25 protein-coding genes and 1 riboswitch are annotated in these 25,246 nt (G+C 69.0%); of the genes, 10 read left to right on the top strand and 15 right to left on the bottom strand.

The annotated features are described in order from the left end of the window. Positions 1 to 19 precede the first annotated feature (19 nt). On the top strand, positions 20 to 652 hold the full coding sequence (def, locus tag OG729_RS13365) for a peptide deformylase (protein WP_360873429.1): 633 nt from the start codon (positions 20 to 22) through the stop codon (positions 650 to 652). 21 nt (positions 653 to 673) lie between these two features. On the opposite strand, the gene OG729_RS13360 is transcribed toward def, so the two are convergent. Beyond that, complete coding sequence (locus tag OG729_RS13360) at positions 674 to 1,642, bottom strand: GlxA family transcriptional regulator (RefSeq protein WP_405806199.1); 969 nt, start codon at positions 1,640 to 1,642, stop codon at positions 674 to 676. A gap of 82 nt (positions 1,643 to 1,724) precedes the next feature. Here OG729_RS13360 and OG729_RS13355 point away from each other — a divergent pair, with 82 nt between their 5' ends. Further along, on the top strand, positions 1,725 to 2,069 hold the full coding sequence (locus OG729_RS13355) for a hypothetical protein (RefSeq protein WP_405806198.1): 345 nt from the start codon (positions 1,725 to 1,727) through the stop codon (positions 2,067 to 2,069). A 151-nt stretch (positions 2,070 to 2,220) separates the two neighbouring features. Here OG729_RS13355 and OG729_RS13350 read toward each other — a convergent pair whose 3' ends face one another. From OG729_RS13350 to OG729_RS13315, 8 genes are all read right to left on the bottom strand, one after another. Then, positions 2,221 to 3,234 (bottom strand): ribonucleotide-diphosphate reductase subunit beta, encoded by a 1,014-nt coding sequence (locus OG729_RS13350; RefSeq protein ID WP_360873420.1) that lies wholly within the window; start codon positions 3,232 to 3,234, stop codon positions 2,221 to 2,223. Then, positions 3,234 to 5,612, bottom strand: a complete 2,379-nt coding sequence (locus OG729_RS13345; RefSeq protein ID WP_405806197.1) for a ribonucleoside-diphosphate reductase subunit alpha — start codon at positions 5,610 to 5,612, stop codon at positions 3,234 to 3,236. Before OG729_RS13345 ends, OG729_RS13350 begins: the two co-directional genes overlap by 1 nt. Positions 5,613 to 5,753: 141 nt before the next feature. Further along, a riboswitch (cobalamin riboswitch) is annotated at positions 5,754 to 5,921 on the bottom strand. Positions 5,922 to 5,951: 30 nt separating this feature from the next. Continuing rightward, positions 5,952 to 6,410, bottom strand: coding sequence for a GNAT family N-acetyltransferase (locus OG729_RS13340; RefSeq protein WP_405806195.1), 459 nt, complete (start codon positions 6,408 to 6,410; stop codon positions 5,952 to 5,954). A gap of 40 nt (positions 6,411 to 6,450) precedes the next feature. Next, on the bottom strand, positions 6,451 to 7,119 hold the full coding sequence (locus tag OG729_RS13335; RefSeq protein WP_405806193.1) for a hypothetical protein: 669 nt from the start codon (positions 7,117 to 7,119) through the stop codon (positions 6,451 to 6,453). Positions 7,120 to 7,223: 104 nt separating this feature from the next. Beyond that, complete coding sequence (gene mctP / locus OG729_RS13330) at positions 7,224 to 8,852, bottom strand: monocarboxylate uptake permease MctP (protein WP_405806192.1); 1,629 nt, start codon at positions 8,850 to 8,852, stop codon at positions 7,224 to 7,226. Next, a complete protein-coding gene (locus tag OG729_RS13325; protein WP_360873407.1) occupies positions 8,849 to 9,103 on the bottom strand; it encodes a DUF3311 domain-containing protein in 255 nt (84 codons plus the stop codon). Before OG729_RS13325 ends, mctP begins: the two co-directional genes overlap by 4 nt. A 123-nt stretch (positions 9,104 to 9,226) precedes the next feature. Beyond that, on the bottom strand, positions 9,227 to 9,427 hold the full coding sequence (locus tag OG729_RS13320) for a YbdD/YjiX family protein (protein ID WP_360873688.1): 201 nt from the start codon (positions 9,425 to 9,427) through the stop codon (positions 9,227 to 9,229). A gap of 360 nt (positions 9,428 to 9,787) precedes the next feature. Further along, a complete protein-coding gene (locus OG729_RS13315) occupies positions 9,788 to 10,552 on the bottom strand; it encodes a GntR family transcriptional regulator (protein WP_360873404.1) in 765 nt (254 codons plus the stop codon). A 280-nt stretch (positions 10,553 to 10,832) separates the two neighbouring features. Between OG729_RS13315 and OG729_RS13310 the strand changes: the two genes are divergently transcribed. The 6 genes from OG729_RS13310 (at position 10,833) to OG729_RS13285 (ending at position 18,522) form a co-directional block, all read left to right on the top strand. Then, on the top strand, positions 10,833 to 12,113 hold the full coding sequence (locus tag OG729_RS13310) for an extracellular solute-binding protein (RefSeq protein ID WP_405806190.1): 1,281 nt from the start codon (positions 10,833 to 10,835) through the stop codon (positions 12,111 to 12,113). A 75-nt stretch (positions 12,114 to 12,188) separates the two neighbouring features. After that, a complete protein-coding gene (locus tag OG729_RS13305; protein ID WP_360873398.1) occupies positions 12,189 to 13,184 on the top strand; it encodes a sugar ABC transporter permease in 996 nt (331 codons plus the stop codon). A gap of 23 nt (positions 13,185 to 13,207) precedes the next feature. Then, complete coding sequence (locus OG729_RS13300) at positions 13,208 to 14,065, top strand: carbohydrate ABC transporter permease (RefSeq protein ID WP_405811121.1); 858 nt, start codon at positions 13,208 to 13,210, stop codon at positions 14,063 to 14,065. Between the two features lie 9 nt (positions 14,066 to 14,074). Continuing rightward, a complete protein-coding gene (locus OG729_RS13295) occupies positions 14,075 to 15,616 on the top strand; it encodes a glycoside hydrolase family 3 protein (RefSeq protein ID WP_360873395.1) in 1,542 nt (513 codons plus the stop codon). Positions 15,617 to 15,646: 30 nt separating this feature from the next. Further along, positions 15,647 to 16,708, top strand: a complete 1,062-nt coding sequence (locus tag OG729_RS13290; RefSeq protein WP_405806188.1) for an SIS domain-containing protein — start codon at positions 15,647 to 15,649, stop codon at positions 16,706 to 16,708. A gap of 341 nt (positions 16,709 to 17,049) precedes the next feature. Next, complete coding sequence (locus OG729_RS13285; protein WP_360873680.1) at positions 17,050 to 18,522, top strand: PAS domain-containing sensor histidine kinase; 1,473 nt, start codon at positions 17,050 to 17,052, stop codon at positions 18,520 to 18,522. A gap of 148 nt (positions 18,523 to 18,670) precedes the next feature. Here OG729_RS13285 and OG729_RS13280 read toward each other — a convergent pair whose 3' ends face one another. Together OG729_RS13280 and OG729_RS13275 are read right to left on the bottom strand one after the other, a co-directional pair. Next, positions 18,671 to 18,928 carry a WhiB family transcriptional regulator gene (locus OG729_RS13280; RefSeq protein ID WP_003953983.1) on the bottom strand — a complete coding sequence of 86 codons (258 nt, stop codon included), beginning with the start codon at positions 18,926 to 18,928 and terminating at the stop codon, positions 18,671 to 18,673. Between the two features lie 318 nt (positions 18,929 to 19,246). Beyond that, positions 19,247 to 20,215, bottom strand: coding sequence for a diacylglycerol kinase family protein (locus OG729_RS13275; RefSeq protein ID WP_360873389.1), 969 nt, complete (start codon positions 20,213 to 20,215; stop codon positions 19,247 to 19,249). A 70-nt stretch (positions 20,216 to 20,285) separates the two neighbouring features. Between OG729_RS13275 and OG729_RS13270 the strand changes: the two genes are divergently transcribed. After that, a complete protein-coding gene (locus tag OG729_RS13270; protein ID WP_360873386.1) occupies positions 20,286 to 20,714 on the top strand; it encodes a hypothetical protein in 429 nt (142 codons plus the stop codon). Positions 20,715 to 20,770: 56 nt separating this feature from the next. Here the strand turns inward: OG729_RS13270 and OG729_RS13265 are convergent, their stop codons facing one another. The 3 genes from OG729_RS13265 to OG729_RS13255 all read right to left on the bottom strand — a co-directional run bounded on the left by OG729_RS13265 (position 20,771) and on the right by OG729_RS13255 (position 22,621). Next, positions 20,771 to 21,709: an RNA polymerase sigma factor SigF gene (locus OG729_RS13265; protein WP_404724170.1), complete on the bottom strand. Its 939-nt coding sequence runs from the start codon at positions 21,707 to 21,709 to the stop codon at positions 20,771 to 20,773. Then, positions 21,706 to 22,119 carry an anti-sigma regulatory factor gene (locus OG729_RS13260; protein WP_018845530.1) on the bottom strand — a complete coding sequence of 138 codons (414 nt, stop codon included), beginning with the start codon at positions 22,117 to 22,119 and terminating at the stop codon, positions 21,706 to 21,708. Before OG729_RS13260 ends, OG729_RS13265 begins: the two co-directional genes overlap by 4 nt. A gap of 241 nt (positions 22,120 to 22,360) precedes the next feature. Beyond that, positions 22,361 to 22,621: a UBP-type zinc finger domain-containing protein gene (locus OG729_RS13255; RefSeq protein WP_360873380.1), complete on the bottom strand. Its 261-nt coding sequence runs from the start codon at positions 22,619 to 22,621 to the stop codon at positions 22,361 to 22,363. Between the two features lie 57 nt (positions 22,622 to 22,678). Here OG729_RS13255 and OG729_RS13250 point away from each other — a divergent pair, with 57 nt between their 5' ends. Continuing rightward, complete coding sequence (locus OG729_RS13250) at positions 22,679 to 24,274, top strand: Na+/H+ antiporter (RefSeq protein WP_405806186.1); 1,596 nt, start codon at positions 22,679 to 22,681, stop codon at positions 24,272 to 24,274. Here the strand turns inward: OG729_RS13250 and OG729_RS13245 are convergent. Beyond that, a complete protein-coding gene (locus tag OG729_RS13245) occupies positions 24,256 to 25,230 on the bottom strand; it encodes a 1-aminocyclopropane-1-carboxylate deaminase/D-cysteine desulfhydrase (protein ID WP_405806184.1) in 975 nt (324 codons plus the stop codon). The genes OG729_RS13250 and OG729_RS13245 overlap by 19 nt on opposite strands. Between the last annotated feature and the right edge of the window lie 16 nt (positions 25,231 to 25,246).

Below are 25,246 nucleotides of genomic sequence, written 5' to 3'. Positions count from 1 at the left end.
AGAAGGGCGTACGGCTGACATGGCGTCGCAGCAGGAGACGGACCAGCAGGTCAACGATGGTTTCGTCGTGGACACAGAAGACTGCGAGGAGCGTGAGCTGGCGTACCGCGAGCGCGGCACGTCCCGCCCGATCACGGTCGTGGGCAATCCGGTGCTCCACAAGGAGTGCAAGGACGTCACCGAGTTCGACGACAAGCTCGCCGCTCTCATCGACGACATGTTCGCCAGCCAGCGGACGGCGGAGGGCGTGGGCCTGGCCGCCAACCAGATCGGCGTGGACCTGAAGGTCTTCGTCTACGACTGCATGGACGACGAGGGTCTACGGCACGTCGGCGTCGTCTGCAACCCGGTGCTGGAGGAGCTGCCGGCCGAGCGCCGGGTCCTCGACGAGTCCAATGAGGGCTGCCTCTCCGTCCCGACGGCCTACGCCCCGCTGGCCCGCCCCGACTACGCGGTGGTGCGCGGGCAGGACGCCGAGGGCAACCCGATCAAGGTGCGCGGCACGGGGTACTTCGCCCGCTGCCTGCAGCACGAGACGGACCACCTGTACGGCTACCTGTACATCGACCGGCTGTCCAAGCGGGACCGCAAGGACGCGCTGCGGCAGATGGAAGAGGGCACGCCGCGGTACGAGACCGTCCCGAACGACTGATCCGGCGCGTCCTGAAGGCGGTCAGGCGGCGTCCCGCACCGGGCCTCGGAAGGTGCGGCGGTAGGCGTTCGGTGTGGTGCCGAGCGTACGGAGAAAGTGGTGGCGCAGCCCCGCCGCGTTGCCGAAGCCGGCGCGGCCCGCGATGGCGTCCACCGTCTCGTCCGTCGACTCCAGCAACTCCTGTGACAGCAGCACCCGTTGGCGCAGCAGCCAGCGATAGGGAGTGGTGCCCGTCTCCTGCTGGAAGCGGCGGGCGAAGGTGCGCGGCGACATATGTGCCCGGTCGGCGAGCTGCTCGACGGTCATCTCGCGGTCCAGATGCCGCTCCATCCAGGACAGGACGTCGCCGACCGTGTCACAGGACGTGCGCGGCAGCGGGCGCTGGATGTACTGCGCCTGGCCACCGTCGCGGTGCGGCGGCACGACCATCCTGCGGGCGATGAGGTTGGCGACCTCGGGGCCGTGTTCCTGGCGTACGACATGGAGGCTGGCGTCGATCGCGGCGGCGGTCCCTGCCGAGGTGATCACCGGGCCCTCGTCGACATACAGCACATCGGGGTCGACGAGCGCCCGCGGATAACGCTCGGCCAGCGCCTGGGCGTGCCGCCAGTGGGTGGTGCAGCGGCGGCCGTCGAGCAGTCCGGCGGCGCCGAGGACGAAGGCGCCGGTGCAGACGCTGAGCACCCGGGCGCCGCGGTCGACCGCGCGGCGCAGCGCGTCGAGCAGCTCTTCGGGATAGTCGCGGGTCGGGTACGAGCCGGCGGTGGGGACGGCGATGAGATCGGCTTCCTCGAGCCGTTCGAGGCCGTACGGAGTGCTGATGGTGAACCCGGCGTGGGTGGGCAGGACGGGGCCCTCTGCGGAGACCGCCGCGAAGTCGTAGACGGGCAGGCCGTCGTCGCTGCGGTCGTAACCGAAGACCTCACTGATCACGCCGAGTTCGAAGGGATGCACGCCGTCGAGGAGGACGGCGGCCACGTTTTTCAGCATGGAACCATTGTGGCAGTAATTCGATGGTTCATGACAGTCCTGCCACTGACTTCTTTGGCGCGCGAGGACGACAGTGGACCGCATGAACACATTCATGGAGTACCTCTTCGTCATCGCCCTCCTGGGGCTGATCATCCTTCCCTCGCTGGTGGGGCACCTGAGGGAGCGGGCTGTCGACCGCCAGCTGCGCGAGGCCGAGCTGGGCCGGGCCGACCTGCGTCGGGCCAGGGCGCGACAGGCCGAGCGGCGCCGTGCCCAGCAGCGTCAGGCGGAGCTCCTGCTGGCCGAGCGGCGTGAGGCTGAGGCCCGGCAGGCTGAGGCCCGTGAGGTCGAGGCCCGTGAGGTCGAGGCCCGGCAGGTCGAGGCCCGTGAGGTCGAGGCCCGGCAGGTTGAGTCCCCCGAGGCTGCGCCGTGCCGCGCCGCATAGCGGTCCGCGGACGCGGTGGGCATACGAAACGGCCGGGCGGAAGCTGTACGCAGCCGCCCGGCCATTCGCTTCCCGGCGCTCCCCCGTCCCCCCGGCGGGAGAGTGCCCGGACGTTCAATGCCCCGTCCGGCCGATCAGGCCGGATCAGGACCTAGAAGTCGTCGTCGAAGCCGACCGAGCCCTCGACCGCCACCTGGTAGGCGGAGGGACGGCGCTCGAAGAAGTTCGTCAGCTCCTGGACGCCCTGCAGCTCCATGAAGGAGAACGGATTCTCCGAGCCGTACACCGGGGCGAAGCCCAGACGGGTCAGCCGCTGGTCGGCGACGCACTGCAGATACTCGCGCATCGACTCGGTGTTCATGCCCGGCAGTCCCTCACCGCACAGATCGCGGCCGAACTGCAGCTCCGCCTCGACGGCCTCCTTCAGCATGTCGGTGACCTGCTGCTGGAGCTGGTCGTCGAAGAGCTCCGGCTCCTCCTTGCGGACCGTGTCCACGACCTCGAAGGCGAAGTTCATGTGCATGGTCTCGTCGCGGAACACCCAGTTGGTGCCGGTGGCCAGGCCGTGCAGCAGACCGCGGGAGCGGAACCAGTAGACGTACGCGAACGCGCCGTAGAAGAACAGCCCCTCGATGCAGGCCGCGAAGCAGATCAGGTTCAGCAGGAAGCGACGGCGGTCGGCCTGCGACTCCAGCCGCTCGATCTTCTCGACCGAGTCCATCCACTTGAAGCAGAACTGAGCCTTCTCGCGGATGGAGGGGATCTCCTCGACCGCGTCGAAGGCGGCCGCGCGGTCGTCCGGGTCCGGCAGGTAGGTGTCGAGCAGCGTCAGATAGAACTGGACGTGCACGGCCTCCTCGAAGAGCTGACGGCTCAGGTAGAGCCGCGCCTCGGGGGAGTTGATGTGCTTGTAGAGGGTGAGCACCAGGTTGTTGGAGACGATCGAGTCGCCCGTCGCGAAGAACGCGACCAGTCGGCCGATCATGTGCTGCTCACCCGGCGTGAGCTTGGCGAGGTCGGCCACGTCGGAGTGGAGATCGACCTCCTCCACGGTCCAGGTGTTCTTGATCGCGTCGCGGTAGCGCTCATAGAAGTCCGGGTAGCGCATCGGGCGGAGAGTCAGCTCGAAGCCGGGGTCCAGAAGGTTCTTTTCGGTCGAGCTCATTACTGGCAGGCCTCGCAGGACTCGGGGTTTTCCAGGGAGCAGGCGACCGCGTCGGGGTCGGCGGCCTGCGCCGGGATGGGGGCGGCGGCCGCCGAGGTGCCGGAAGCCGCGCGGGCGATCCGCGTCGCGGGACGGGAGCGCAGGTAGTACGTCGTCTTCAGGCCCTGCTTCCAGGCGTACGCGTACATCGAGCTGAGCTTCCCGATGGTCGGCGTCTCCAGGAACAGGTTCAGCGACTGCGACTGGTCCAGGAAGGGGGTGCGGGCAGCGGCCATGTCGATCAGGCCGCGCTGCGGGATCTCCCACGCCGTGCGGTACAGCGCGCGGACGTCGGCCGGGATCCAGTTGAAGCCCTGCACCGAGCCGCTGGAGTCGCGCAGCGCCTCCCGGGTCTGCGCGTCCCACACGCCGAGCTTCTTCAGCTCCTCCACCAGATAGGCGTTGACCTGGAGGAACTCACCGCTCAGCGTCTCGCGCTTGAAGAGGTTGGAGACCTGCGGCTCGATGCACTCGTACACGCCCGCGATCGAGGCGATGGTGGCGGTCGGTGCGATGGCGAGGAGGAGGGAGTTGCGCATGCCGCTCTTCGCCACCCGCGCGCGCAGGGCGTCCCAGCGCTCCGGCCAGTTGAGCTCGACGTCATAGTGGTCGGGGTGGAGTACGCCACGGGCCGCGCGGGTCTCGGACCAGGCGGGCAGCGGGCCGTTGCGCTCGGCGAGCTCGCAGGACGACTCGTACGCCGCGAGCATGATCCGCTCGGCGATCTTCGTGGAGAGCGCCTTCGCCTCGGGCGAGTCGAACGGGATGCGGAGCTTGAAGAAGACGTCCTGGAGGCCCATCGCGCCCAGGCCCACCGGCCGCCATCTGGCGTTGGAGCGCCCGGCCTGCTCGGTCGGGTAGAAGTTGATGTCGACGACCCGGTCGAGGAAGGTCACGGCGGTACGGACCGTCTCGTCGAGGCGCTCCCAGTCGATGCCGTCGCCCGCGACGAACGAACCCAGGTTGACCGAGCCGAGGTTGCAGACGGCCGTCTCGCCGTCGTCGGTGACCTCAAGGATCTCGGTGCACAGGTTCGAGGAGTGGACGACCCGGCCGGGCTCGGCGGTCTGGTTGGCCGTGCGGTTGGAGGCGTCCTTGAAGGTCATCCAGCCGTTGCCGGTCTGGGCGAGGGTGCGCATCATGCGGCCGTACAGCTCGCGCGCCGGGATGGCCTTGCGGGCCAGGCCGTCGGCCTCCGCCTTGCGGTACGCGGCGTCGAACTCGTCGCCCCACAGGTCGACGAGTTCCGGCACGTCGGCGGGCGAGAACAGCGACCAGTCGGCGTCGGTCTCGACGCGGCGCATGAACTCGTCCGGGATCCAGTGCGCGAGGTTGAGGTTGTGCGTACGCCGCGCGTCCTCACCGGTGTTGTCGCGGAGCTCCAGGAACTCCTCGATGTCCGCGTGCCAGGTCTCCAGGTAGATCGCGGCGGCGCCCTTGCGGCGGCCGCCCTGGTTCACGGCGGCGACCGAGGCGTCCAGCGTCTTCAGGAACGGCACGATGCCGTTGGAGTGGCCGTTGGTGCCGCGGATCAGCGAACCGCGGGCGCGGATTCGGGAGTACGAGAGGCCGATTCCACCGGCGTGCTTGGACAGGCGCGCGATCTGGTGGTAGCGGTTGTAGATCGAGTCGAGCTCGTCGAGCGGCGAGTCCAGCAGATAGCAGGAGGACATCTGCGGGTGACGGGTGCCGGAGTTGAAGAGCGTGGGGGAGGAGGGCAGGTAGTCGAGCCGGCTCATCAGCCCGTACAGCGCCGCGACTTCGTCCAGGGCGCGGGTGGATGAGTCCTCGGCGAGGCCGCAGGCGACGCGCAGCATGAAGTGCTGCGGGGTCTCGATCACCTGACGGGTGATCGGGTGCCGGAGCAGATAGCGGCTGTAGAGGGTGCGCAGCCCGAAGTAGCCGAAGCGGTCGTCGGCGCCGGTGTCGATGAGCGCGTCAAGACGAGCGGCGTGCAGCGTCACGAACTCGGCGGTGCGGTCGGCGATCAGGCCCTCGCGGTGGCCGACCGCGACGGATGCCGAGAAGGAGACCGCGCCCTGTCCGGCGGCCTCGTCCGCGATGTGACGGGTCAGCAGGCGGGCGGCGAGGCGGGAGTAGGCCGGGTCCTCGGAGATCAGCCCCGCGGCGGCGTCGGTGGCGAGGCTCCGCAACTCGGCCGCGTCCGACCGGGCGTTGCGGCCGCGCAGCGCGGCGGCGGCGACACGTCCCGGGTCGGTGTCCGGCAGATCGGCGGTGAGATCGGTCAGGGTCCGCAGAAGCGCGGTCCCGGGGCCGTCGCTCTCCTCGGCAGCCTGCACTGCGATGCCTGAAGCCGGATCGGCTGGCGCGATGGTCACGTGGTGCTCTCCCTCGCTCGGCTCTGGGCCGACGGGGGAGGGGGCGGGCCGCGGAGGCGTACGTACCCGGAAAGGGCAGCACACCGCACGGCGTCCACCGACCCAACCGCGAGGCCCGGACGTCTCGGCACCCGGTTCGGTCGAGCCGGATGCACCGTCGGCAGGTCTTCGGACTGGTGGGGTGCGACAAAGCACACCACAGCACACCGTTGCGGGACAGTTCCGGATTCACACCGGATTCCCCTGCGGCGACAGCGAGCATGAGCATACATGTGGGGGCGGGGAGTTGCCGCACCCACCACATGTTGTGTCGGGGCGGCTACAGCTCCAACGCGTAAGTCAGTAGGGTGATCCCGCGATGGGCCCCCAGTCCCGCTCGGGTGTTCGGACGAAGCCCATCCGCTCGTAGATCCGGTGGGCCGCGAGCATGCTGCGCTGCGTGGACAACACGAGCCGCCTGCACCCCTCGACGCCCCGGGCGCGCTCGACGCACGCCCGCACAAGGGCCTCGCCGGCACCCCGCCCACGCGCCTGCTCGGCGACGGCGAGCATCCGGAACTCGGCTTCGTCGTCCTGGGCAACATCGGCCCACGCCCCGCCGCCCGAGACAAAGGTCACGCCACCGAGCAGTCGGTCGCGACCGTCGACGGCGACGAGCACCTCGGCCTCGGCGGCCCGCCGCGCCACATCCCGCAGCACATGCAGATACGAATCGTCCTCGCCGAAGTCCAGCAGCCCGTCGCCCAGATAGGCCTGGGCGGTGATCTCGCCCAGTTCGGTGTACTCCTTCGGCCGCACTGCCCTGACGGTGATGTCCGTGGGCGCAGTGTGGACCGGATCAGCCGCTCACGCCCACCTCATTGTTGGGGGCGCCGTCGCCGGCCGGGGGCAGGTCGCCGCGCTCGACGGGCGTCTGTCCGCCGATGTCCTCGGCCTGGGGCAGGACCTCGTCCAGCTCACGGTCGTCGGCGAGATGGGCCGCCTCGGCGGCCTTGCGCAGCACGTCGCGCTCCACCTGGGTGCCGGCGCTGATCTGGATCCGCAGACCGTTCTCCGTACGGACGTACTCATGGCCGCTGTCCGAGGTGCGGTACCAGCCCTTTCCGTCCTTCGCGCAGGCTGCGCCGGACGGGCCGTCCGCGCCCGTGGCCGAACCCATGGGGATTGCGGCGCAGTTCGCGGCGTCCACCGTGCCCCGGTCGACGGCGAGGGTGATCTGGCCGCCGGTCTTGGAGACGTACGTGGCCGAGAAGCCGTCGCCGCCGATGACACCCACGGACTGCCGCGCCAGCTCGAAGCCGTCGGACCGGGTCACATACACATGCTCGGGCAGGGTCTGCAGCGCGCGGGCGCGCGCCTCGAGCGCGGAGTGCTCGGGCACGGGACCGTTGGTGCTTCCCGTACCGTCGCCGCCCCGTGAGTCGCTGTCGCCCGCCACCTGCGAACCACAGCCGGCAAGGGCGAGGGGCAGCAGCACAAGCAGCGACAAGCGCGAACCACGTCTCATGCGCACATTCTTTCGCAGGTACGGCGAGGGCCGCCGTGCTTTCCCGTGGGAAGCGCGGCGGCCCTCGACCGGTGCGGCGGCTCGGTGGCCGGATCAGTGACGGTTCAGTGCGCCGCCGTGCCCGCCGTCGCCGGCGGCAGTTCCACCTGGACGACCGGGTCACCGGCGTCCGCCGTGTAGTCCGACGGGGACGTCTCGTCCACACCCTCCGGCGCCTTCGCCGCCTTCAGCACGAACGTCAGGACCACCGTCACCGCCACGTTCAGCACGAACGCGGTGAGGCCGATGTAGCCGATCTCCCCGATGCCCGGAATCTCCGCCGAGGAGCCGCCGAAGTGCTTCTGGGTCGGGCTTGCGACTCCGTACGCCGCCGCCGTGCCGTAGATCATGCCGACCGCCCAGCCCGCCAGCAGCGCCCAGCGGTGGAACCAGCGGGTGAACAGGCCGCCCACCAGCGAGGGGAAGGTCTGCAGGATCCAGATACCGCCCAGGAGCTGGAAGTTGATCGCCACGGTCTTGTCCATCGTCAGCACGAAGACCAGCGCGCCCACCTTCACCAGGAGCGACACCAGCTTGGAGACCTTGGTCTCCTGCGCCGGCGTGGCGTCGGGCTTGATGAAGTCCTTGTAGATGTTGCGCGTGAACAGATTCGCCGCGGCGATCGACATGATCGCCGCCGGTACCAGCGCGCCGATGCCGATCGCCGCGAAGGCGACACCCGCGAACCAGTCCGGGAACATGTTCTCGAACAGCTGCGGGATCGCCAGCTGGCCGTTCTTGACCTTCACACCCGCCGCGATCGCCATGAAGCCGAGCAGCGCCAGCAGTCCCAGCATCAGCGAGTACAGCGGCAGAATCGTCGTGTTGCGCCGGATGACCTCACGGCTGCGCGACGAGAGCGTCGCCGTGATCGAATGCGGATACATGAAGAGCGCGAGCGCCGACCCGAGCGCGAGCGTGGCGTAACCCCACTGGCCCGCCTCGCCCGGCGCCAGAGCGCCACGCGGCTTCTCGGTCGCCGGGTTGATCTGCGCGAATGCATCCCCCGCCTTCGTGAAGATGTCGTCGAAGCCGCCCAGCTTGATCGGGATGTAGATGATCGCCACCGCGATGACGATGTAGATCAGGGTGTCCTTGACGAACGCGATCAGCGCCGGTGCCCGCAGACCGGAGGAGTACGTGTACGCCGCCAGCACGCCGAAGGCGATCAGCAACGGCAGGTCCTTCACGAACCAGTTCGTCGTCTCGCCGCCGCCGACGCCCATCACGTCGAGCACCGCCTGGATGCCGACCAGCTGGAGTGCGATGTACGGCATCGTCGCGAGAATGCCGGTGACCGCGACCGCCAGCGACAGGCCCTTCGAGCCCCACCGCCCGCGGACGAAGTCCGAGGTGGTGACGTAACCGTGCTTGTGCGACACCGACCACAGCCGCGGCAGGAAGGTGAAGATCAGCGGATAGACGAGAATCGTGTACGGCACGGCGAAGAAGCCCGCCGCGCCGGCCGTGTAGATCGCCGCGGGCACGGCCACGAAGGTGTACGCCGTGTACAGGTCGCCGCCGAGCAGGAACCAGGTGACCCAGGTGCCGAACGACCGGCCGCCGAGGCCCCATTCGTCGAGGCTGTCGGACTCGGCCCGGCGCCAGCGCGCGGCCAGGAAGCCCATGACCGTGACGGCCAGGAAGAAGAAGATGAAGACGGCGAGCGCGACGCCGTTCACGCCGTCCGTCACTTCGACGCACCCCCCTTGTGGGCGCGCTGGTCGCGCTGCCACAGCTTGTAAGCGACCATGGTGAGCGCGGTGGAGATCAGCACCCAGAGCATCTGGTACCAGTAGAAGAACGGAATGCCGATGAACTTCGGTTCGATCTTCGCGTAGGAGCCGACCCAGAGCATCGCCACAAAGGGCGCGAAGAGGCAGAGGGCGACGACCACGCGCACCGGCGTGATCAAGGCTCGTTTCTCATCGGTCACTTCGGACATACAGCGACTCCGTCCCCTCACCTGTCACCAGTTGTAATGGGCATGAAATCTAAGCGAGGCTTTCGCGTACCGTCACCCCTCGTCCGTATATCGGTACGGCAACGAAACGGCGGTAACCCCTCGTCAGCAGCAGTGGAACCCGCCGCGCCGGTCCGACTCCTGGCGGTCCGTCCGCATCCGCTCGAATTCCCGCCGGGACGGGACAGAGACCGCCGGATCGTGTGAACGCGCATGCGCGACATATCTGTCGTACGCCGACTCGTCCAGCAGTTCGCGTACGTACCACCGCACCGTGCCAGCGGCCCGCCGCAGCCCGATCCGCAGGGCGAGCGCGGTCCACCCTGCCGCGCCGATCTGCGCGAGAAGCGTCCGGATGACGATGGTTTGTGGGTGTGCAGGACGCACCGGGGGTCCTCCCGTCGCATGCGATGACGGGAGGACCGTAGAGCAGGAAGGCGACCCGCGCTACACCACGCGCACCGGTCAGTCCTTCGGGCGCTGAAGCCTCGCCACGCTGCAGTCTCCCGGGGGCCGTGACACAAGCGGCTGGCGCCGCGGGCCCCGGACCCCCAGCAAACTCGGGCCGGCCGCCGCGTCAGTCCTTCGGCCGTTGGAGCCTTGCCACGCTGCAGTCTCCCGGGGGGTAACCCCCGGACCCCCAGCAAACTCGGGCCGGCCGCCGCGTCAGTCCTTCGGCCGTTGGAGCCTTGCCACGAACTTGTACCGGTCGCCGCGGTACACCGAGCGCACCCACTCCACCGGTTCGCCCTGGGCGTCCAGTGAGTGGCGCGAGAGCATCAGCATCGGCAGGCCCACGTCCGTACCCAGCAGACCCGCCTCGCGCGGGGTGGCCAGCGAGGTCTCGATCGTTTCCTCGGCCTCGGCCAGATGGACGTCGTACACCTCCGCCAGTGCGGTGTACAGCGAGGTGTACTTGACCAGCGACCGCCGCAGCGCCGGGAAGCGCTTCGCCGACAGATGCGTCGTCTCGATCGCCATCGGCTCGCCGCTCGCGAGCCGCAGCCGCTCGATCCGCAGCACCCGCCCGCCCGTCGAGATGTCGAGCAGCCCGGCCAGCGTGTCGTCGGCCGTGACGTACCCGATGTCGAGCAACTGCGAGGTGGGCTCCAGGCCCTGGGCCTTCATGTCCTCGGTGTACGAGGTGAGCTGCAGGGCCTGCGAGACCTTGGGCTTGGCCACGAACGTGCCCTTGCCCTGGATGCGCTCGAGGCGGCCCTCGACGACCAGCTCCTGGAGCGCCTGCCGCACCGTCGTACGCGAGGTGTCGAACTCCGCGGCGAGCGTGCGCTCCGGCGGCACCGGCGTGCCCGGGGGCAGCGTCTCGGTCATATCGAGCAAGTGGCGCTTGAGCCGGTAGTACTTGGGCACGCGTGCGGTACGGGTCTGTGCCCCGCCTTCGTTGCCCGTGCTGCCCCCGTCCGTGGTCATGGCCCGCCTTCCCGACTCGTGTGCTGCCGTCACCGGCTCCTCCGTCTGTTGCGGCTCACATGGTGGCACGCTCCGCTCACGGGTCGTTGCCCTCCCTCAGGTGTCGGTCCGATAACGGACCCGACTGCCCTTCTTATACACCCTTGACACCCCTAAAGGTCTAGGCCAAGCTCCCGGTACTGGTCTAAACCATTAAAGGCCAGGTCCCAGCCCCACGAGTAGTACTCGTCGTATGTCTTTGCGGTGGGCAGGGGTTGCAGGCATCCCTGAGGAGGGTGGCGTGAAGCGCAAGCTCATCGCGGCGATAGGCGTCGCGGGCATGATGATCGGCCTTGCGGCCTGTGGTGATTCGGACAAGGGCGGGGACAAGGCCGGCGGTGACGCCAAGGAACTGACCGTCTGGCTCACCGTCGACGCGCAGAACAACTGGCCCGAACTGGTGAAGGCGGCCGACGACGCGGTCGTCAAGAAGCACCCCGGCATCAAGATCAAGCACGAGTACTACGGCTGGCCGGACAAGAACACCAAGCTTGACGCGGTGCTCGCCACCGACAAGGCGCCGGACGTTGTCGAGATGGGCAACACCGAGATGCTCGGCTACATGGTGAAGGGCGCCTTCGCCGAGGTCGACCCGAAGAAGTTCGATCAGTCGGACGCGTGGCTGGACGGCCTCAAGGAGTCCACCCAGTACGAGGGCAAGACCTACGGTGTCCCCTACTACGCCGGTGGCCGCGTGGGCACCTGGCGCAAGGACATCGCCGCCGAGGTCGACGTCAAGGCCGCCCCCAAGACGTACGCCGAACTCACCGCAGCCCTGGACAAGATCCAGGAGAAGAAGGGCGACAAGTTCAGCGCCTGGTACCAGCCTTCGCCGGACTGGTACGCCGCGATGTCCTTCGTCTACGACGCCGGTGGCTCCATCGCCAAGAAGGACGGCGACAAGTGGAAGGCCAACCTCTCCTCGCCCGAGTCCCTCAAGGGCCTCAATGAGTACAAGTCGATCCTCGACAAGTACATGCACGGCGACAAGACCAAGGACGAGGCCGACCGTCCGGTCGTCTTCGGCCAGGGCAAGTCCGCGACGATCTTCAGCGCCGCCTGGGAGGGTGGCACCGCCGCCGACCCGAAGAACGACAAGGTCGGCAAACTCGCCGACAAGCTCGAGAACTTCGTGATGCCCGGCCCGTCCGGCAAGCCACTGCCCGTCTTCCTCGGCGGCTCCGACCTCGCCGTCCCGGTCAAGTCCAAGGCGCAGGACGTCGCGGCCGAGTGGATCAACGCCTTCACCGGCGCCCAGGGCCAGAAGGGGCTGCTCGCCAAGGGCAACCTGCCCAACAACAAGACGGACCTGGCGACCCTGAAGAACGACCCGAAGACGGTGGTCCCGGCCACCGCCGCCGAGTCCAACTGGTTCGTGCCGATGGCACCGGGCTGGGGTCAGGTCGAGAAGGCCCAGACCCTCAAGACCATGCTGCAGGAGATCGGCACCGGCAAGAAGTCGGTCGAGGAGGCCGCGAAGGCCGCGGACGCCGCGATCGACAAGGTCATCAACACCAAGTGACCTGTGGGCAGGGCCCCGTCGCATCGACGGGGTCCTGCCGGCCGTACCGGGAGAGGGACCGCTGAGGAGCACGGGATGAGTGCCGCAGAGACAACCACCGCCAAGGTGCCGCCCACGCGGCAATCACCGCCAGCGAGAAACGCGGCGGCGCCCCCTCCAGGGCCGGGCAAGAAGCCGACAGCGGGCGGGGCCGGGGTGCCCTGGCTGCTGCTCGCGCCCTGCCTCCTCATCCTGCTGCTGGTTCTCGGCTATCCGCTGGTGCGGCTGGTCACGCTGTCGTTCCAGAAGTTCGGGCAGCCGCAGCTGTGGGGCTTCAAGGACCCGGAGTCGGTCGGCTTCGACAACTTCTCCGCGATCCTCGGGGACAGTGAGTTCTGGACCGTCGTCGTGCGGACCGCGGTCTTCGCGGTCAGTGCCGTGGTCCTGACGATGGTCATCGGCATGCTGATCGCCCTGCTGCTCCAGCGGGTGTCCGGCTGGGTCAAGACGCTGATCAACATCGCGCTGGTGGCGAGCTGGGGCATGCCCATCATCGTGGCCACCGCCATCTTCAAGTGGCTCTTCGACGCGGACTACGGCGTACTCAACTGGCTGCTGTCCAGGCTGCCCGGCGTCGACATGGTCGGCCACAATTGGTTCGCCAGCGGCCCCCAGGGCCTCGCCGTGATCATCCTGCTGGTCGTCTGGGGCGCCGTGCCCTTCGTCGTCATCACGCTGAGTGCCGGCCTCACGCAGGTGCCCAAGGAGCTGGAGGAGGCAGCCCGCCTCGACGGCGCCGGCGCCTGGGGTGTCTTCCGCTTCGTCACCCTGCCGATTCTCAAGCCCATCGTCGTCATGCTGACGACGCTGTCGGTGATCTGGGACATGGGCGTCTTCCCGCAGGTCTTCGTGATGCGCAACGGCCACCCCGAGGCCGAGTTCCAGCTTCTGACCACGTACTCGTACGACAAGGCGTTCGTCGTCAACGACTACGGCACAGGCTCGGCCATCGCCCTCGTCACCGTGATCCTGCTGCTCGGTGTGGTCGCGGTCTATATGCGCCAGATGCTCAAGATCGGAGAAGTCGAGTGAGCGCAGTGAACGTACGCAGCGGCGTGACCTCGACCAGCGCGGCTGCCGCCGCCCCGCGCCGCCCCCGCACGAGCAAGCTCGGCTGGAATCTGCTCGGCCTCCTCGTCTTCGTCACCGCGGGCTTCCCGGTCTACTGGATGCTGAACACGGCGTTCAAGCCGGCCAAGGACGCCATCGACCCCAACCCGCACTTCTTCCCCAACGTCTTCACGACGGAGAACTTCCGGCGGGCCCTGGACATCGCCGACTTCTGGGGCCCGGTCGGGCGCAGCCTCATCGTGTCGCTGGTGGTGGTCGTCATCGGGATCGCTGTCGGCATGCTGGCCGCGCTCGCCATCTCCCGGTTCGCCTTCCGCGGACGCAAGATCGTGATCGTCGGCATTCTCGCGGTCCAGATGATCCCGCTGGTCGCCATGATCATCCCGGTCTTCCTGCTGCTCAACGACCTCGGTCAGTACGACAAGCTCACCGGCCTGATCATCACGTATCTGACCTTCATCCTCCCCTTCACGGTGTGGACGCTGCGCGGATTCATCGTCAACATCCCCAGAGAGCTGGAGGAGGCGGCGATGGTCGACGGCTGCACCCGCACCGGCGCCTTCGTCCGGGTGGTCTTCCCGCTGCTCGCCCCGGGCATGGTCGCCACCTCGGTCTATGGCTTCATCCAGGCGTGGAACGAGTATCTGTACGCGTTGATGCTGATGAGCCAGCAGAACCAGACAGCGACCGTGTGGCTCGGCAACTTCACCACCAAGAACGGCACCGAGTACGCCCCCATGATGGCCGGCGCCACGATGATGGCCGTCCCCATCGTGATCCTCTTCCTCCTCGTCCAGCGCAAGATGGCCGCAGGTCTGACGGCCGGCGCAGTGAAGGGATAACGCCGACTCATGACGACTCTCGTACGTGGATCCTCGGACACCCTGACCCGCGACGCCCTCGCCGTCCTCCAGCCCGGCTTCGTCGGTACGACCGCACCGGACTGGCTGCTGCGCCGGATCGGCGAAGGGCTCTCCGCCGTCGGCCTGTTCGGTCGCAACATCGTTTCACCAGGTCAACTGGCATCCCTCACCGCACAGTTGAGGGCCGAGCGGGACGATCTGCTGGTCGCGATCGACGAGGAGAGCGGCGACGTCACCCGCCTGGAGGTGCGCACCGGCTCCTCCTTCCCCGGCAACTATGCGCTGGGCACGGTGGACGACACGGAACTCACCCGGGCCGTCGCCCGTGAACTCGGCCGCAGGCTCGCCGAATGCGGAGTCGATCTCAACTGGGCTCCGGCCGCCGACATCAACTCCAACCCCGACAACCCGGTCATCGGTGTGCGGTCCTTCGGCGCGGACACCGCGCTCGCCGCCCGGCACACCGTCGCCTACGTCGAAGGTCTGCAGGCCGCCGGAGTCGCCGCATGTACCAAGCACTTCCCGGGACATGGGGACACCAATGTGGACTCGCACCATGCGATGCCCCGGATCGATGTGGAACTCGACACGCTGCACGCCCGTGAGCTGGTGCCTTTCCGCGCGGCCATCGCGGCGGGTTCCAAAGCGGTGATGAGTGCGCATATCCTGCTGCCCGCGCTCGATCCGAACCGCCCGGCGACGCTGAGCCCGCAGATCCTCACCGGTCTGCTGCGCGAAGAGCTCGGCTACGAAGGCCTGATCGTCACCGACGGCATGGAGATGCAGGCCATCTCGTCGACGTACGGCATCGAGCACGGCTCCGTCCTCGCGATCGCCGCGGGAGCCGACGCGATTTGCGTCGGCGGCGGCCTGGCCGACGAGGAGACCGTACTGCGACTGCGCGACGCGCTGGTCGCGGCGGTACGGGACGGCGAACTGCCCGAGGAGCGGCTGGCCGACGCGGCGGCGCGGGTGCGCGCCCTCGCCGACTGGACGCGGCGGGCCAGGGGGGCTGCAGCGGAGCCGGGCGTGGCTTCACAGGTGGGGACTGCGCCCGGCTCTGACATCGGGCTGGTGGCGGCGCGGCGGGCGGTACGGGTGACGGTGGGACCGCAGCCGTACGAGCCGCTGACGAGCGCGCCCTACGTCGCAGCCTTCACTGCCGTCGCCAACATCGCGGTCGGCGACGAGACTCCGTGGGGTGTGGCGGCGGAGCTGGCGGCGCTGCTGCCTGGCACGACGACGGACACGTATGACGCCTCGGTCGATAATTCCTCTTTGTTGGCAAATGTGCTGGGTGTTGCGGCGGACCGTAGGATCGTCGCTGTAGTGCGCGACGTTCACCGCCACCCCTGGATGGCGGACGCTCTGGACGCCCTCATCGCGGCCCGTCCCGACACGGTCGTGGTCGAGATGGGTGTGGACCGGGCGGATCCGAGGGGGGCCCTGCACATCGCGACCCATGGCGCCGCCCGCGTCTGCGGACGGGCCGCCGCGGAGGTCATCACCGGCAAGGGCGCCGGGGCCTGACCGACGCGGACTGTGCACGAGGAACGCCACATGGAGGCACCCCGCATGTCCGAACAGCCGGGCCGGATCATGGCTGGTGAGATGGCAGAGCAGCCGACGGTGCTGCGGCGCATTCTGGAGGAGGGCGCGCCGAGGATCCGTGAGGTGGCGACGGCGATCGCGGCGCGCCGGCCGCGGTTCGTGCTGCTGACGGCGCGCGGTACGTCCGACAACGCCGCGCTCTACGCGAAGTATCTGCTGGAGATCCAGCTGGGTCTGCCGTGCGGGCTGACCTCCATGTCCACGACGACGGCGTACGGCGCGCGGCCAGACCTGACGGATGTCCTGGTCATCTCGGTCAGCCAGTCCGGCGGCTCACCCGACCTGGTGGCCTCCACCAGGGCGGCGCGGGACGCGGGTGCGATCACGGTGGCGGTCACGAACAACCCGGACTCGCCGCTGGCGGCGGTCTCCGAATTCCACATCGACATCCTGGCCGGCCCGGAGAGAGCGCTACCGGCGACGAAGACGTACACCGCGTCGCTGCTGGCCCTCTATCTGCTGGTGGAGGGGTTGCGGGGCGGTGACGGCGCGGCGGCGAAGGCACTGCCCGACCTCGCGTCCCAGGTGCTGTCGCGTCAGGACGAGGTACGGCACTTGGCGTCGCGCTACCGCTTCGCCGAGCGGATGGTGATCACGTCGCGGGGTTACGGCTACCCCACGGCGAAGGAGGCCGCGCTGAAGCTGATGGAGACGAGCTACATCCCGGCCCTGTCGTACTCGGGAGCGGACCTGCTGCACGGCCCGCTGGCGATGGTGGACAACATCTCCCCGGTGATCGCGGTGGTCACGGACGGCAAGGGCGGCGAGGCGCTCCAGCCGGTCCTCGACCGCCTCCGCGGCCGCGGCGCGGACCTGGTGGTGGTGGGCCCCCGCCCGCAGGTCGAGGCGGCGTCCGCGGGCTTTGTCCTCCCGACGGAGGGGGTCCCGGAGGAACTCCAGCCGATCCTGGAGATCCTGCCGCTGCAGCGACTGGCGTACGAGGTGACGATTGCGCGGGGTCAGGACCCGGATGCGCCGAGGGCGCTGGCCAAGGTGACGGAAACGCACTGACCTGCAGGGCTCCGCCCCCTACGCCCGCAAAAACACCCGCGGGCCGCGGCGCCTGACGGGACCCTCAACCCGTCCGGCACCGCAGCCCGGAGTTGCTACGGCCGGCAGGTGTGCGGTCCCGCGCGGCCGTGAGGGAGGTCTCGACGCAGTCAGGGCAGAGAGCGTCGGGTACCTCGGTCCGCCCTCCTGTGCGGGGAGGGCGGAGGCTTCATATACTCATTGTGGACTAGACCATTCTCGGATGTCCATCCATCTGCAGAGCATAGTTGTGGGCCCATCCTCCACCACGGGCGCCCGACCCACCAGGTTTACCCCCAGGTACGCTCGCAGATGTGCCCTCCATGAACGACCTCGTACGCCAGCACACAGCCCTCAGCGAATCAGACCTCGAGTGGCTCCATCTGCTGGTCTCGGAGTGGCAGCTGCTCTCCGACCTCTCCTTCGCCGACCTCGTCCTGTGGGTCCCCACCCGTGACGGCACCCGGTACGTCTCCGTGGCCCAGATGCGGCCCAACACCGGCCCCACCTCCTATCAGGACGACATGGTCGGCCATCTCGTTCCCCGCGGCCGGCGCCCGCTGCTCGACGCCGCGCTCGACGAGGGGCGGATCGTGCGCGAGGGCGACCCGGAGTGGCGCGAGGAGGTCCCGGTACGGGTCGAGTCCATCCCCGTACGCCGCGAGGGCCGCGTCCTCGGTGTCATCGCCCGCAACACGAATCTGCTGACCGTGCGCACCCCGTCCCGGCTGGAGCTCACCTATCTTCAGTCAGCCTCCGACCTCGCCCAGATGATCGCTGCAGGATCGTTCCCCTTCCCCGGCCAGCAGGTCGACATGGACGCCTCGCCGCGCGTCGGCGACGGACTGATCCGGCTCGACGCGGACGGCGTCGTCCAGTACGCGAGCCCCAACGGTCTCTCCGCCTACCACCGCCTCGGCCTCGCCTCCGACCTCGTCGGACACCACCTCGGCCAGACCACCGCCGAACTCGCCCCCTCCCGCGGCCCGGTCGACGAGGCGCTGGTCAAACTGGCCAGCGGCTATGCGCCCCGCGAGACCGAGGTCGAGGGCAACGGCGGCGTCATCCAGCTGCGCGCCATCCCGCTCAAGCCCAAGGGCACCCGGATCGGCTCTCTCGTACTCCTGCGCGATGTCACCGAACTGCGCCGCCGCGAGCGCGAGTTGATTACCAAGGACGCGACCATCCGGGAGATCCATCACCGGGTGAAGAACAACCTCCAGACGGTCGCCGCCCTGCTGCGGCTGCAGGCCCGCCGGATGGATTCGGCACAGGGCCGCGAGGCGCTCAACGAGGCGGTACGGCGCGTCGGTTCGATCGCGATCGTCCACGAGACCCTCTCCCAGAACCTGGACGAGCGCGTCGAGTTCGACGAGATCGCCGACCGCGTCATCGCGATGGTGTCGGAGATCTCACCGGGCAAGGTCGACTGCCGCCGTACGGGCCGCTTCGGCATCCTCGACGCCGAGGTCGCGACGCCGCTCGCGATGGTCCTGACCGAGGTGCTGCAGAACGCCCTGGAACACGCCTTCCCGCAGACCGAGCACGGCTCGGTCGAGGTCTCGGCCGTACGCGGCGACCAGCGCGCGGACAGCCGGCTGCTCATCACGGTCCAGGACGACGGCTGCGGGCTGCCCGAGGGCTTCGACGCGCAGCGGGCCGGCAACCTGGGGCTGCAGATCGTACGAACCCTGGTGGAGGGAGAGTTGGGCGGCACCTTCGACATGGTCCGGGTGCCGGAGCCGGGCCGTGGCACGCGGGTGGTGCTCGACATCCCCGTCCAGGGCACGAAGTAACGGGAAAAGCGATGAGCCCCGGACCGTGGTGAACGGTCCGGGGCTCGAAGCTCACGTTGCGATGCGCATCGGGGGTACTGCGCGCTGCGGCTCGGGGGCGGTGAGTGCGTACTCGCTGTACGCGCCGCCAGAGCTCAGGCTTGGGGCATCAGGCGCTGGCGTTACGCGCCCGGTTGCGAGCGGCACGGCGCTTCATCGCGCGGCGCTCGTCCTCGCTGAGGCCACCCCAGACGCCGGAGTCCTGGCCGGACTCGAGCGCCCACTGCAGGCACTGCTCCATGACGGGGCAGCGACGGCAGACGGCCTTGGCTTCCTCGATCTGCAGCAGCGCAGGACCGGTGTTGCCGATGGGGAAGAACAGCTCGGGGTCTTCCTCACGACAAACGGCGTTGTGACGCCAGTCCATGGCTGCTACCTCTCCTTGGTATTACATGCAGGTTGCTTGTGAATGTGAACGCTTTCACGAATCCCTCCGTAACGGAAGGGCCGACTGCCAGTTGCACTGGCGTGGTCCTGAGGTTTTGGGAGGGGTTCTGGCGGTCTGTGGGGCCGATGTTGCGGGCCGTCCCGATCGCCATGTAGAGATTCGCAAACCTCGGCGGCGGATACAACCCCTTCCGGAAACTTTTTTTTGATTCCTCGGTGTCGACTAGGTCACAGCCGTACTTCTATGGGGTGGAGCCCAGTCCGTACGTTCGAGATAAAGGCCTTCCGGCCCTTCTACTCACACAATCACACGCAGTGCACGGCGTACGCCTGTGAACGTCACGCTCGTACGGAGCCCGAGGTGGTCACCGTCCATCTGGAACGGGAGCGGAACCTTTGAATTCAAGGTGAAGTCCGTCTGGTCATGCAGAGTGACGGCGTGCTTGCCGCGCGGGCCGCGCTCGGGGGTGGAAGTGAGCAGCTGGGTCGCGTAACGGGCCACGGCCGGCGTCGAGAGTCTGTCCAGCGCGAGCACGTCGAGGGCCGTGTCGAAGGAGGCGTCCGGGGACGCGTACACCGGGCGGTTGCCCAGGTAGGTCCAGGGGGCGGTGTTGCAGATTATGGACAGCACGAGATCGTTGATCGGCTCCTGGCCGGGGCGTTCCAGGGTGATGGTGCCGTGCCGGCGGCGGGGCTCGTCCAGGAACTGGCGTGCCACCTGGCGCAGGTAAAGGGCGTGGGTGGACCGCTTGCCTCTCTCCCGCTGCTGCTCGACCCGGCCGATGACACCCGCGTCGAAGCCGAACCCGGCGCAGAAGGTGAACCAGCGGTCGGGGGTCGCCTCGTCCTCCGAGCCGGGGGTGCCGGCGGCCAGGCCGAGGCCGATCGTCCGCTCGGTGCGGTCGCGCAGCGCGTCCAGGATCGCGCCGGTCGCCTCGACGGCGTCGTTCGGCAGACCGAGGGCGCGGGCGAAGACGTTCGTCGAGCCGCCGGGGACGACGGCAAGACGGGGGAGGCGCTCGGGGTCGGGGCCGTGGTGGAGCAGGCCGTTGACGACCTCGTTCACGGTGCCGTCGCCGCCGAGGGCCACAACGAGCTCGATGTCGTCGGATTCGGCAGCCCGGCGGCCGAGGTCGCGGGCGTGCCCGCGGTACTCCGTGGTGACGGCCTCGAGCTTCATCTCGCTGGCCAGGGCGTGGATGAGTACGTCACGGGTGCGGGCACTGGTGGTGGTTGCTGCCGGATTGACCACAAGAAGTGCGCGCATGCCCAGCAGCGTACCCAGTGGGTGATACCTGACCCAGCCCAGGGCTTCGCCCGACGGCTACCCTGCTGGGGTGAGCACTGACCAGACCCCTGACCAGACCCCCCGCCCCGCCCGTATTGCCGTCGCGGCGGCGGTGTCCGGTCTGGAAGGCCTGGCACTGGTCGCGGGCGGCGTCTACATGCTTGTGATGGGGCTGCTCGGACGGCCGGACAGTTCGTCGCAGGCGGAGATGGGTGGAGTGACGCTGATCGCGCTCGGCACGATTCCGCTGATCGCGGCGCGGGGGCTGCTGAGGCGGCGCAGCTGGAGCCGGGGCCCGGCGATCATCACGCATCTGATGGCGCTGATCCCGGCGTGGACGCTGCTGCGGGCTTCGGGCGCGCTGATCCCCGTGGGGATCGTGCTCGCGGCAGTGGCGGTGACCGGGCTGGTGCTGCTGGTGAGTCCGACGACGACGCAGGCGCTGGGCGTCCGGGGCGCCGGCGCGCGCGACGCGTAAAGGTCCGGTCCGGCGACGACCCGCGTCCCCGGCGGCACCGGGGACGCGGCGGGGTGTTACTCCTCCACCAAGAGCTTTTCGCGGAGTTGCGCCAGCGTGCGGGCCAGCAGGCGGGAGACGTGCATCTGCGAGATGCCCACCTCCTGTGCGATCTGTGACTGGGTCATGTTGCCGAAGAAGCGAAGGAGCAGAATCCGCTTCTCCCGGGGCGGAAGGTCCTCCAGCAGCGGCTTCAGGGACTCCCGGTACTCCACCCCCTCCAGCGCCTCGTCCTCCGCGCCCAGCGTGTCCGCCACCGCCGGTGACTCGTCGTCCGTGTCGGGGACGTCCAGCGACAGCGTCGAGTACGCGTTCGCGGACTCCAGGCCCTCCAGGACCTCCTCCTCCGAGATGCCCAGGCGGTGGGCCAGCTCGTGGACCGTGGGGGAGCGGCCGTGCTGCTGGGACAGTTCCGCCGTCGCCGTGGTCAGCGCGAGCCGCAGCTCCTGCAGGCGGCGCGGAACCCGTACCGCCCAGCCCTTGTCGCGGAAGTGGCGCTTGATCTCGCCCACCACCGTCGGCGTCGCGTACGTCGAGAACTCGACGCCGCGCTCCGGGTCGAACCGGTCCACCGACTTGATCAGGCCGATCGTCGCCACCTGCGTCAGATCGTCCAGCGGCTCGCCGCGGTTGCGGAAGCGCCGCGCGAGATGCTCCACCAGCGGCAGATGCATCCGCACCAGCTGGTTGCGCAGCTCCGCCCGCTCCGGCGAGCCGTCGGGCAGCTTGCGCAGCTCGATGAACATCACCCGCGCCCCGCTGCGGTCATGTGGATCGTGGTGCTGCTTCTCGTGCACGTGCTCGCTCATACGATCCGCCTGCTCTGCCTGCGCCTGCTCCGCCGCGGCCGTCTGGCCGTCAAGTCCGTCCACCTCCGGGTGCGGCCGGGCCTGCTGTTCCGGGATGCCCGTCACTGCGGGCGGCTCGTTCCGCACGGGACCGTCCCCGTTCCTCACGCCGGCCCGGGTCCCGCGCCGCGCTGTTTGTACAGGCTGATGGAGACCGTACGGTCATCGGCGACCGATGAGTCGACCTTGCCGGCCAGTGCCGAGAGCACCGTCCAGGCGAACGTGTCGCGCTCCGGCGCCCGGCCGTCGGTCGTCGGGGCCGAGACCGTCACCTCGAGCGAGTCGTCGACGAGCCGGAACACGCAGCTGAGGACGGAACCGGGGACGGCCTGCTGCAGCAGGATCGCGCACGCCTCGTCGACCGCGATCCGCAGATCCTCGATCTCGTCGAGGGTGAAGTCCAAGCGCGCTGCGAGACCGGCCGTGGCCGTACGCAGCACGGACAGGTAGGCACCCGCAGCGGGCAGCCGGACTTCCACGAAGTCCTGAGTCCCGGGCTCGCCTGCGATCTGGGACACCCTCACCTCCAAGGTGGCACAAGCTCAATCGGGGCTACGGGAGGGTGATCCCGAAGCCGTCGCTACGTACTCGATACGTAGCCGGTACTGGCCCGGCGACGCTATCGCGATCCATGGTGCCCTGTCGCCGGGACCCCAGTCGGTAGCTGTCACTCATGGTAAGCATATGAGTACGCACAGTGGCTAGAGGTCTGCGGCGTCCAATTGCGAGGAATCAGCGGAGGGTTGACGTACCCACGCGTCAGACGATCGAACCGTCCACGAAGCACCAGCGCCAGGCCATACCTGGCTCGAAGCTTCGCATCACCGGATGCCCCGTCTCCTTGAAGTGTGCGCTCGCGTGCTGGTGGGGCGAGGAGTCGCAGCAGGCGACATGGCCGCAGAGCAGGCAGATGCGCAGCTGCACGGGGTGACTGTCGCTCGCCAGACACCCCGGGCAGGTCTCGGTCAGCGGGGACGGCTCGGGGTGGGGGAGTTCGGCTATGTGCGGACACTCGCTCATGATTGCCAGATTACGACGTTGGCGACGGACGTACGTACGGACGTGAGGGACGGCGAAATGGACGCATTGCCACTCGTGGCGCTGATCGCGGCGAGCGCCGCGATCGCCGGGGCGGCCCGCAGAACCCCGGTCCCGGCGCCGTTGTTGCTCGTGACGGCGGGGCTGATCGGCGCGTACGTGCCCGGAGTGCCGGACTACACCCTCGACCCGAACATCGTGCTGCCACTGGTGCTGCCGCCGCTGCTGTACAAGGCCGCGGTCGACAGCTCGTACCTCGATCTGCGCGCGAATCTGCGGCCCATCGCGCTGCTCTCGGTCGGCTATGTCCTCTTCGCGACTCTCGCGGTGGGTTACCTCGCCCATCTCCTTGTGCCCGATCTGCCGCTGACCGCCGCGCTGGTGCTCGGCGCGGTCGTCGCGCCGCCGGACGCCGTCGCCGCGACCGCGATCGCCCGTCGTCTCGGGCTGCCCACCCGGATCACCACCATCCTGCAGGGCGAGTCCCTGGTGAACGACGCGACCGCGATCACCGCGTTCAAGGTGGCGCTCGCCGCGGCCGTCGGCGAGGGCGCGAGCTGGGCCGGAGGCATCAAGGAGTTCGCGCTGGCGTCCATCGGCGGCGTCATCGTCGGCCTGGTGCTGATGGTGCCGATCCACTGGCTGCGCAGCCATCTGAAGGAAGCACTGCTGCAGAACACGCTCTCGCTGCTGATCCCCTTCGTCGCCTACTCGGCCGCCGAGCAGGTCGGGGCGTCCGGCGTGCTCGCCGTGGTCGTCGTCGCGCTCTATCTCGGCCACCGGGCCTGGCAGGTCGACTTCGCGACCCGGCTGCAGGAGGCGGCGGTCTGGAAGATGGTCGCTTTCATCCTGGAGTCCTCCGTCTTCGCGCTGATCGGCCTGCAGTTGCCGTACGTGGTCAAGGGCCTGGGCGGGTACAGCGTCGGCGAGACGTTCTGGTACGCGGTCGGGGTCTTCGTGGCCGTCGTGGTGGTGCGGTTCGTCTGGGTCTTCCCGGCGACGTTCCTGCCGCGCGTGCTGTCCCGGCGGATCAGGGAACGCGAGCCGGAAACCAACTGGACCGCGCCGGTGATCGTGGGCTGGGCGGGGATGCGCGGGGTCGTCTCGCTGGCGATCGCCTTCTCCATCCCGATGGCGACGGCGCACGACCAGCCTTTCCCGGCGCGGAACCTGGTGCTGTTCCTGACCTTCACGACCGTGATCGGGACGCTGGTGGTGCAGGGGCTCACACTGCCGTCGCTGATCCGGGCGCTGAAGCTGCCGGGGCGCGACGCGTACGCCGAGACGCTGGCCGAGGCACAGGCTCAGAGCGAGGCCTCGCGGGCGGCGGAGCGGCGGCTGGACGAGCTGCTCGCGGACGAGCGCAACACGCTGCCGGAGCCGCTCGTGGACCGGCTGCGCACGGTCCTTGAGCGGCGGCGGAACGCGGTCTGGGAGCGGCTCGGGGCGGTGAACGCGGTGACCGGGGAGTCGCTGGACGACACCTACCGGCGTCTTGCGGGGGAGATGATCGAAACCGAGCGTGAGGTCTTCGTACAGCTTCGGGACCAGCGTCGGATCGACGACGAGATGATGCGTACGCTGCTGCGCCGGCTGGATCTGGAGGAGGCGGCGGCCTACCGCGAGGATTCCTGACCGGTGATGAAGGATTCCTGACCGGTGACGACGGCGGCGAGCGTCGTGCCGGGCGGGAAGGTGCCTTCTTCGGCGAGGGCGAGGAGTCCGTACAGCATCTTGGCGACGTAGATCCGCTCGACGGGGAGGTGGTGGCGGGCCTCGAAGTCGTCGGCGAAGGCGGTGAGTTCGGGGGTGGTACGGGCGTATCCGCCGAAGTGGAAGCGCTCGTCGAGCCACCAGGCGCCGGCCGGGCCGCCGAAGGCCTCTCGCTGGAGGGCGCGTATCTCGTCGCCGAGGAAGCCGCCCTTGAGGACGGGAAAGCCGATGGCGCGCTGTCCGGGCGCCAGCCCCGCGGCCAGTCCCGCGAGGGTCCCACCGGTGCCGCAGGCGACGGCGACGACGTCCGCGAGGCCGCGCAGCTCGTGGCCGAGGGCGGCGCAGCCGCGGGCGGCGAGGGCGTTGCTGCCGCCTTCGGGTACGACGTAGATGTCCCCCTCCCGCCCCTTTCCCGAGAGCGCGGGCCCCGCGGAGAGTGCGGCCGTCGCCAGCGACAGGATGCGCCTGCGCACGTCCGGGGCGTCCTTCGCGCGGTATGTCGCGCGGTCGACGAAGACCAGGTGCATGCCGTCCGCCGCGCACTGGGAAAGCGACCAGTTCAGGGGGCGGGTGGCCAGTTCGTCGCCGCGGACCATCCCCGTCGTCGGGAAGCCCAGGACGCGGCCCGCCGCGGCCGTGGCGCGGAGGTGGTTGGAGTAGGCGCCGCCGAACGTCAGCAGGGGGCGGCCCGCCGCTGCCGCGAGGTTCGGGGAGAGTTTGCGCCACTTGTTGCCCGGGAGGTCCGGGTGGATCAGGTCGTCGCGCTTGAGCAGCAGACGAATGCCGTGCCGGGCGAAGCGCTCGTCCTCGACCGCTTGCAGCGGCGACGGCAGTCGCGGCCGCAGGGCCGTGGTGGGGTCGAGCGCTTCGCTGGTCACGCATCCATTGTCACTT

Source organism: Streptomyces sp. NBC_00210 (assembly GCF_045160975.1).
GTDB lineage: Bacteria > Actinomycetota > Actinomycetes > Streptomycetales > Streptomycetaceae > Streptomyces.
This window is presented reverse-complemented; position numbering and strand designations above follow the sequence as displayed.

What these genes read in the sequence shown, in the direction of transcription:
- def (WP_360873429.1), top strand. Translation starts at nt 20, where the DNA reads ATGGCGTCGCAGCAGGAGACGGACCAGCAGGTCAACGATGGTTTCGTC.
- OG729_RS13360 (WP_405806199.1), bottom strand. Translation starts at nt 1,642, where the DNA reads ATGCTGAAAAACGTGGCCGCCGTCCTCCTCGACGGCGTGCATCCCTTC.
- OG729_RS13355 (WP_405806198.1), top strand. Translation starts at nt 1,725, where the DNA reads ATGAACACATTCATGGAGTACCTCTTCGTCATCGCCCTCCTGGGGCTG.
- OG729_RS13350 (WP_360873420.1), bottom strand. Translation starts at nt 3,234, where the DNA reads ATGAGCTCGACCGAAAAGAACCTTCTGGACCCCGGCTTCGAGCTGACT.
- OG729_RS13335 (WP_405806193.1), bottom strand. Translation starts at nt 7,119, where the DNA reads ATGAGACGTGGTTCGCGCTTGTCGCTGCTTGTGCTGCTGCCCCTCGCC.
- OG729_RS13325 (WP_360873407.1), bottom strand. Translation starts at nt 9,103, where the DNA reads ATGTCCGAAGTGACCGATGAGAAACGAGCCTTGATCACGCCGGTGCGC.
- OG729_RS13315 (WP_360873404.1), bottom strand. Translation starts at nt 10,552, where the DNA reads ATGACCACGGACGGGGGCAGCACGGGCAACGAAGGCGGGGCACAGACC.
- OG729_RS13305 (WP_360873398.1), top strand. Translation starts at nt 12,189, where the DNA reads ATGAGTGCCGCAGAGACAACCACCGCCAAGGTGCCGCCCACGCGGCAA.
- OG729_RS13295 (WP_360873395.1), top strand. Translation starts at nt 14,075, where the DNA reads ATGACGACTCTCGTACGTGGATCCTCGGACACCCTGACCCGCGACGCC.
- OG729_RS13290 (WP_405806188.1), top strand. Translation starts at nt 15,647, where the DNA reads ATGGAGGCACCCCGCATGTCCGAACAGCCGGGCCGGATCATGGCTGGT.
- OG729_RS13285 (WP_360873680.1), top strand. Translation starts at nt 17,050, where the DNA reads ATGAACGACCTCGTACGCCAGCACACAGCCCTCAGCGAATCAGACCTC.
- OG729_RS13280 (WP_003953983.1), bottom strand. Translation starts at nt 18,928, where the DNA reads ATGGACTGGCGTCACAACGCCGTTTGTCGTGAGGAAGACCCCGAGCTG.
- OG729_RS13275 (WP_360873389.1), bottom strand. Translation starts at nt 20,215, where the DNA reads ATGCGCGCACTTCTTGTGGTCAATCCGGCAGCAACCACCACCAGTGCC.
- OG729_RS13255 (WP_360873380.1), bottom strand. Translation starts at nt 22,621, where the DNA reads ATGAGCGAGTGTCCGCACATAGCCGAACTCCCCCACCCCGAGCCGTCC.
- OG729_RS13250 (WP_405806186.1), top strand. Translation starts at nt 22,679, where the DNA reads ATGGACGCATTGCCACTCGTGGCGCTGATCGCGGCGAGCGCCGCGATC.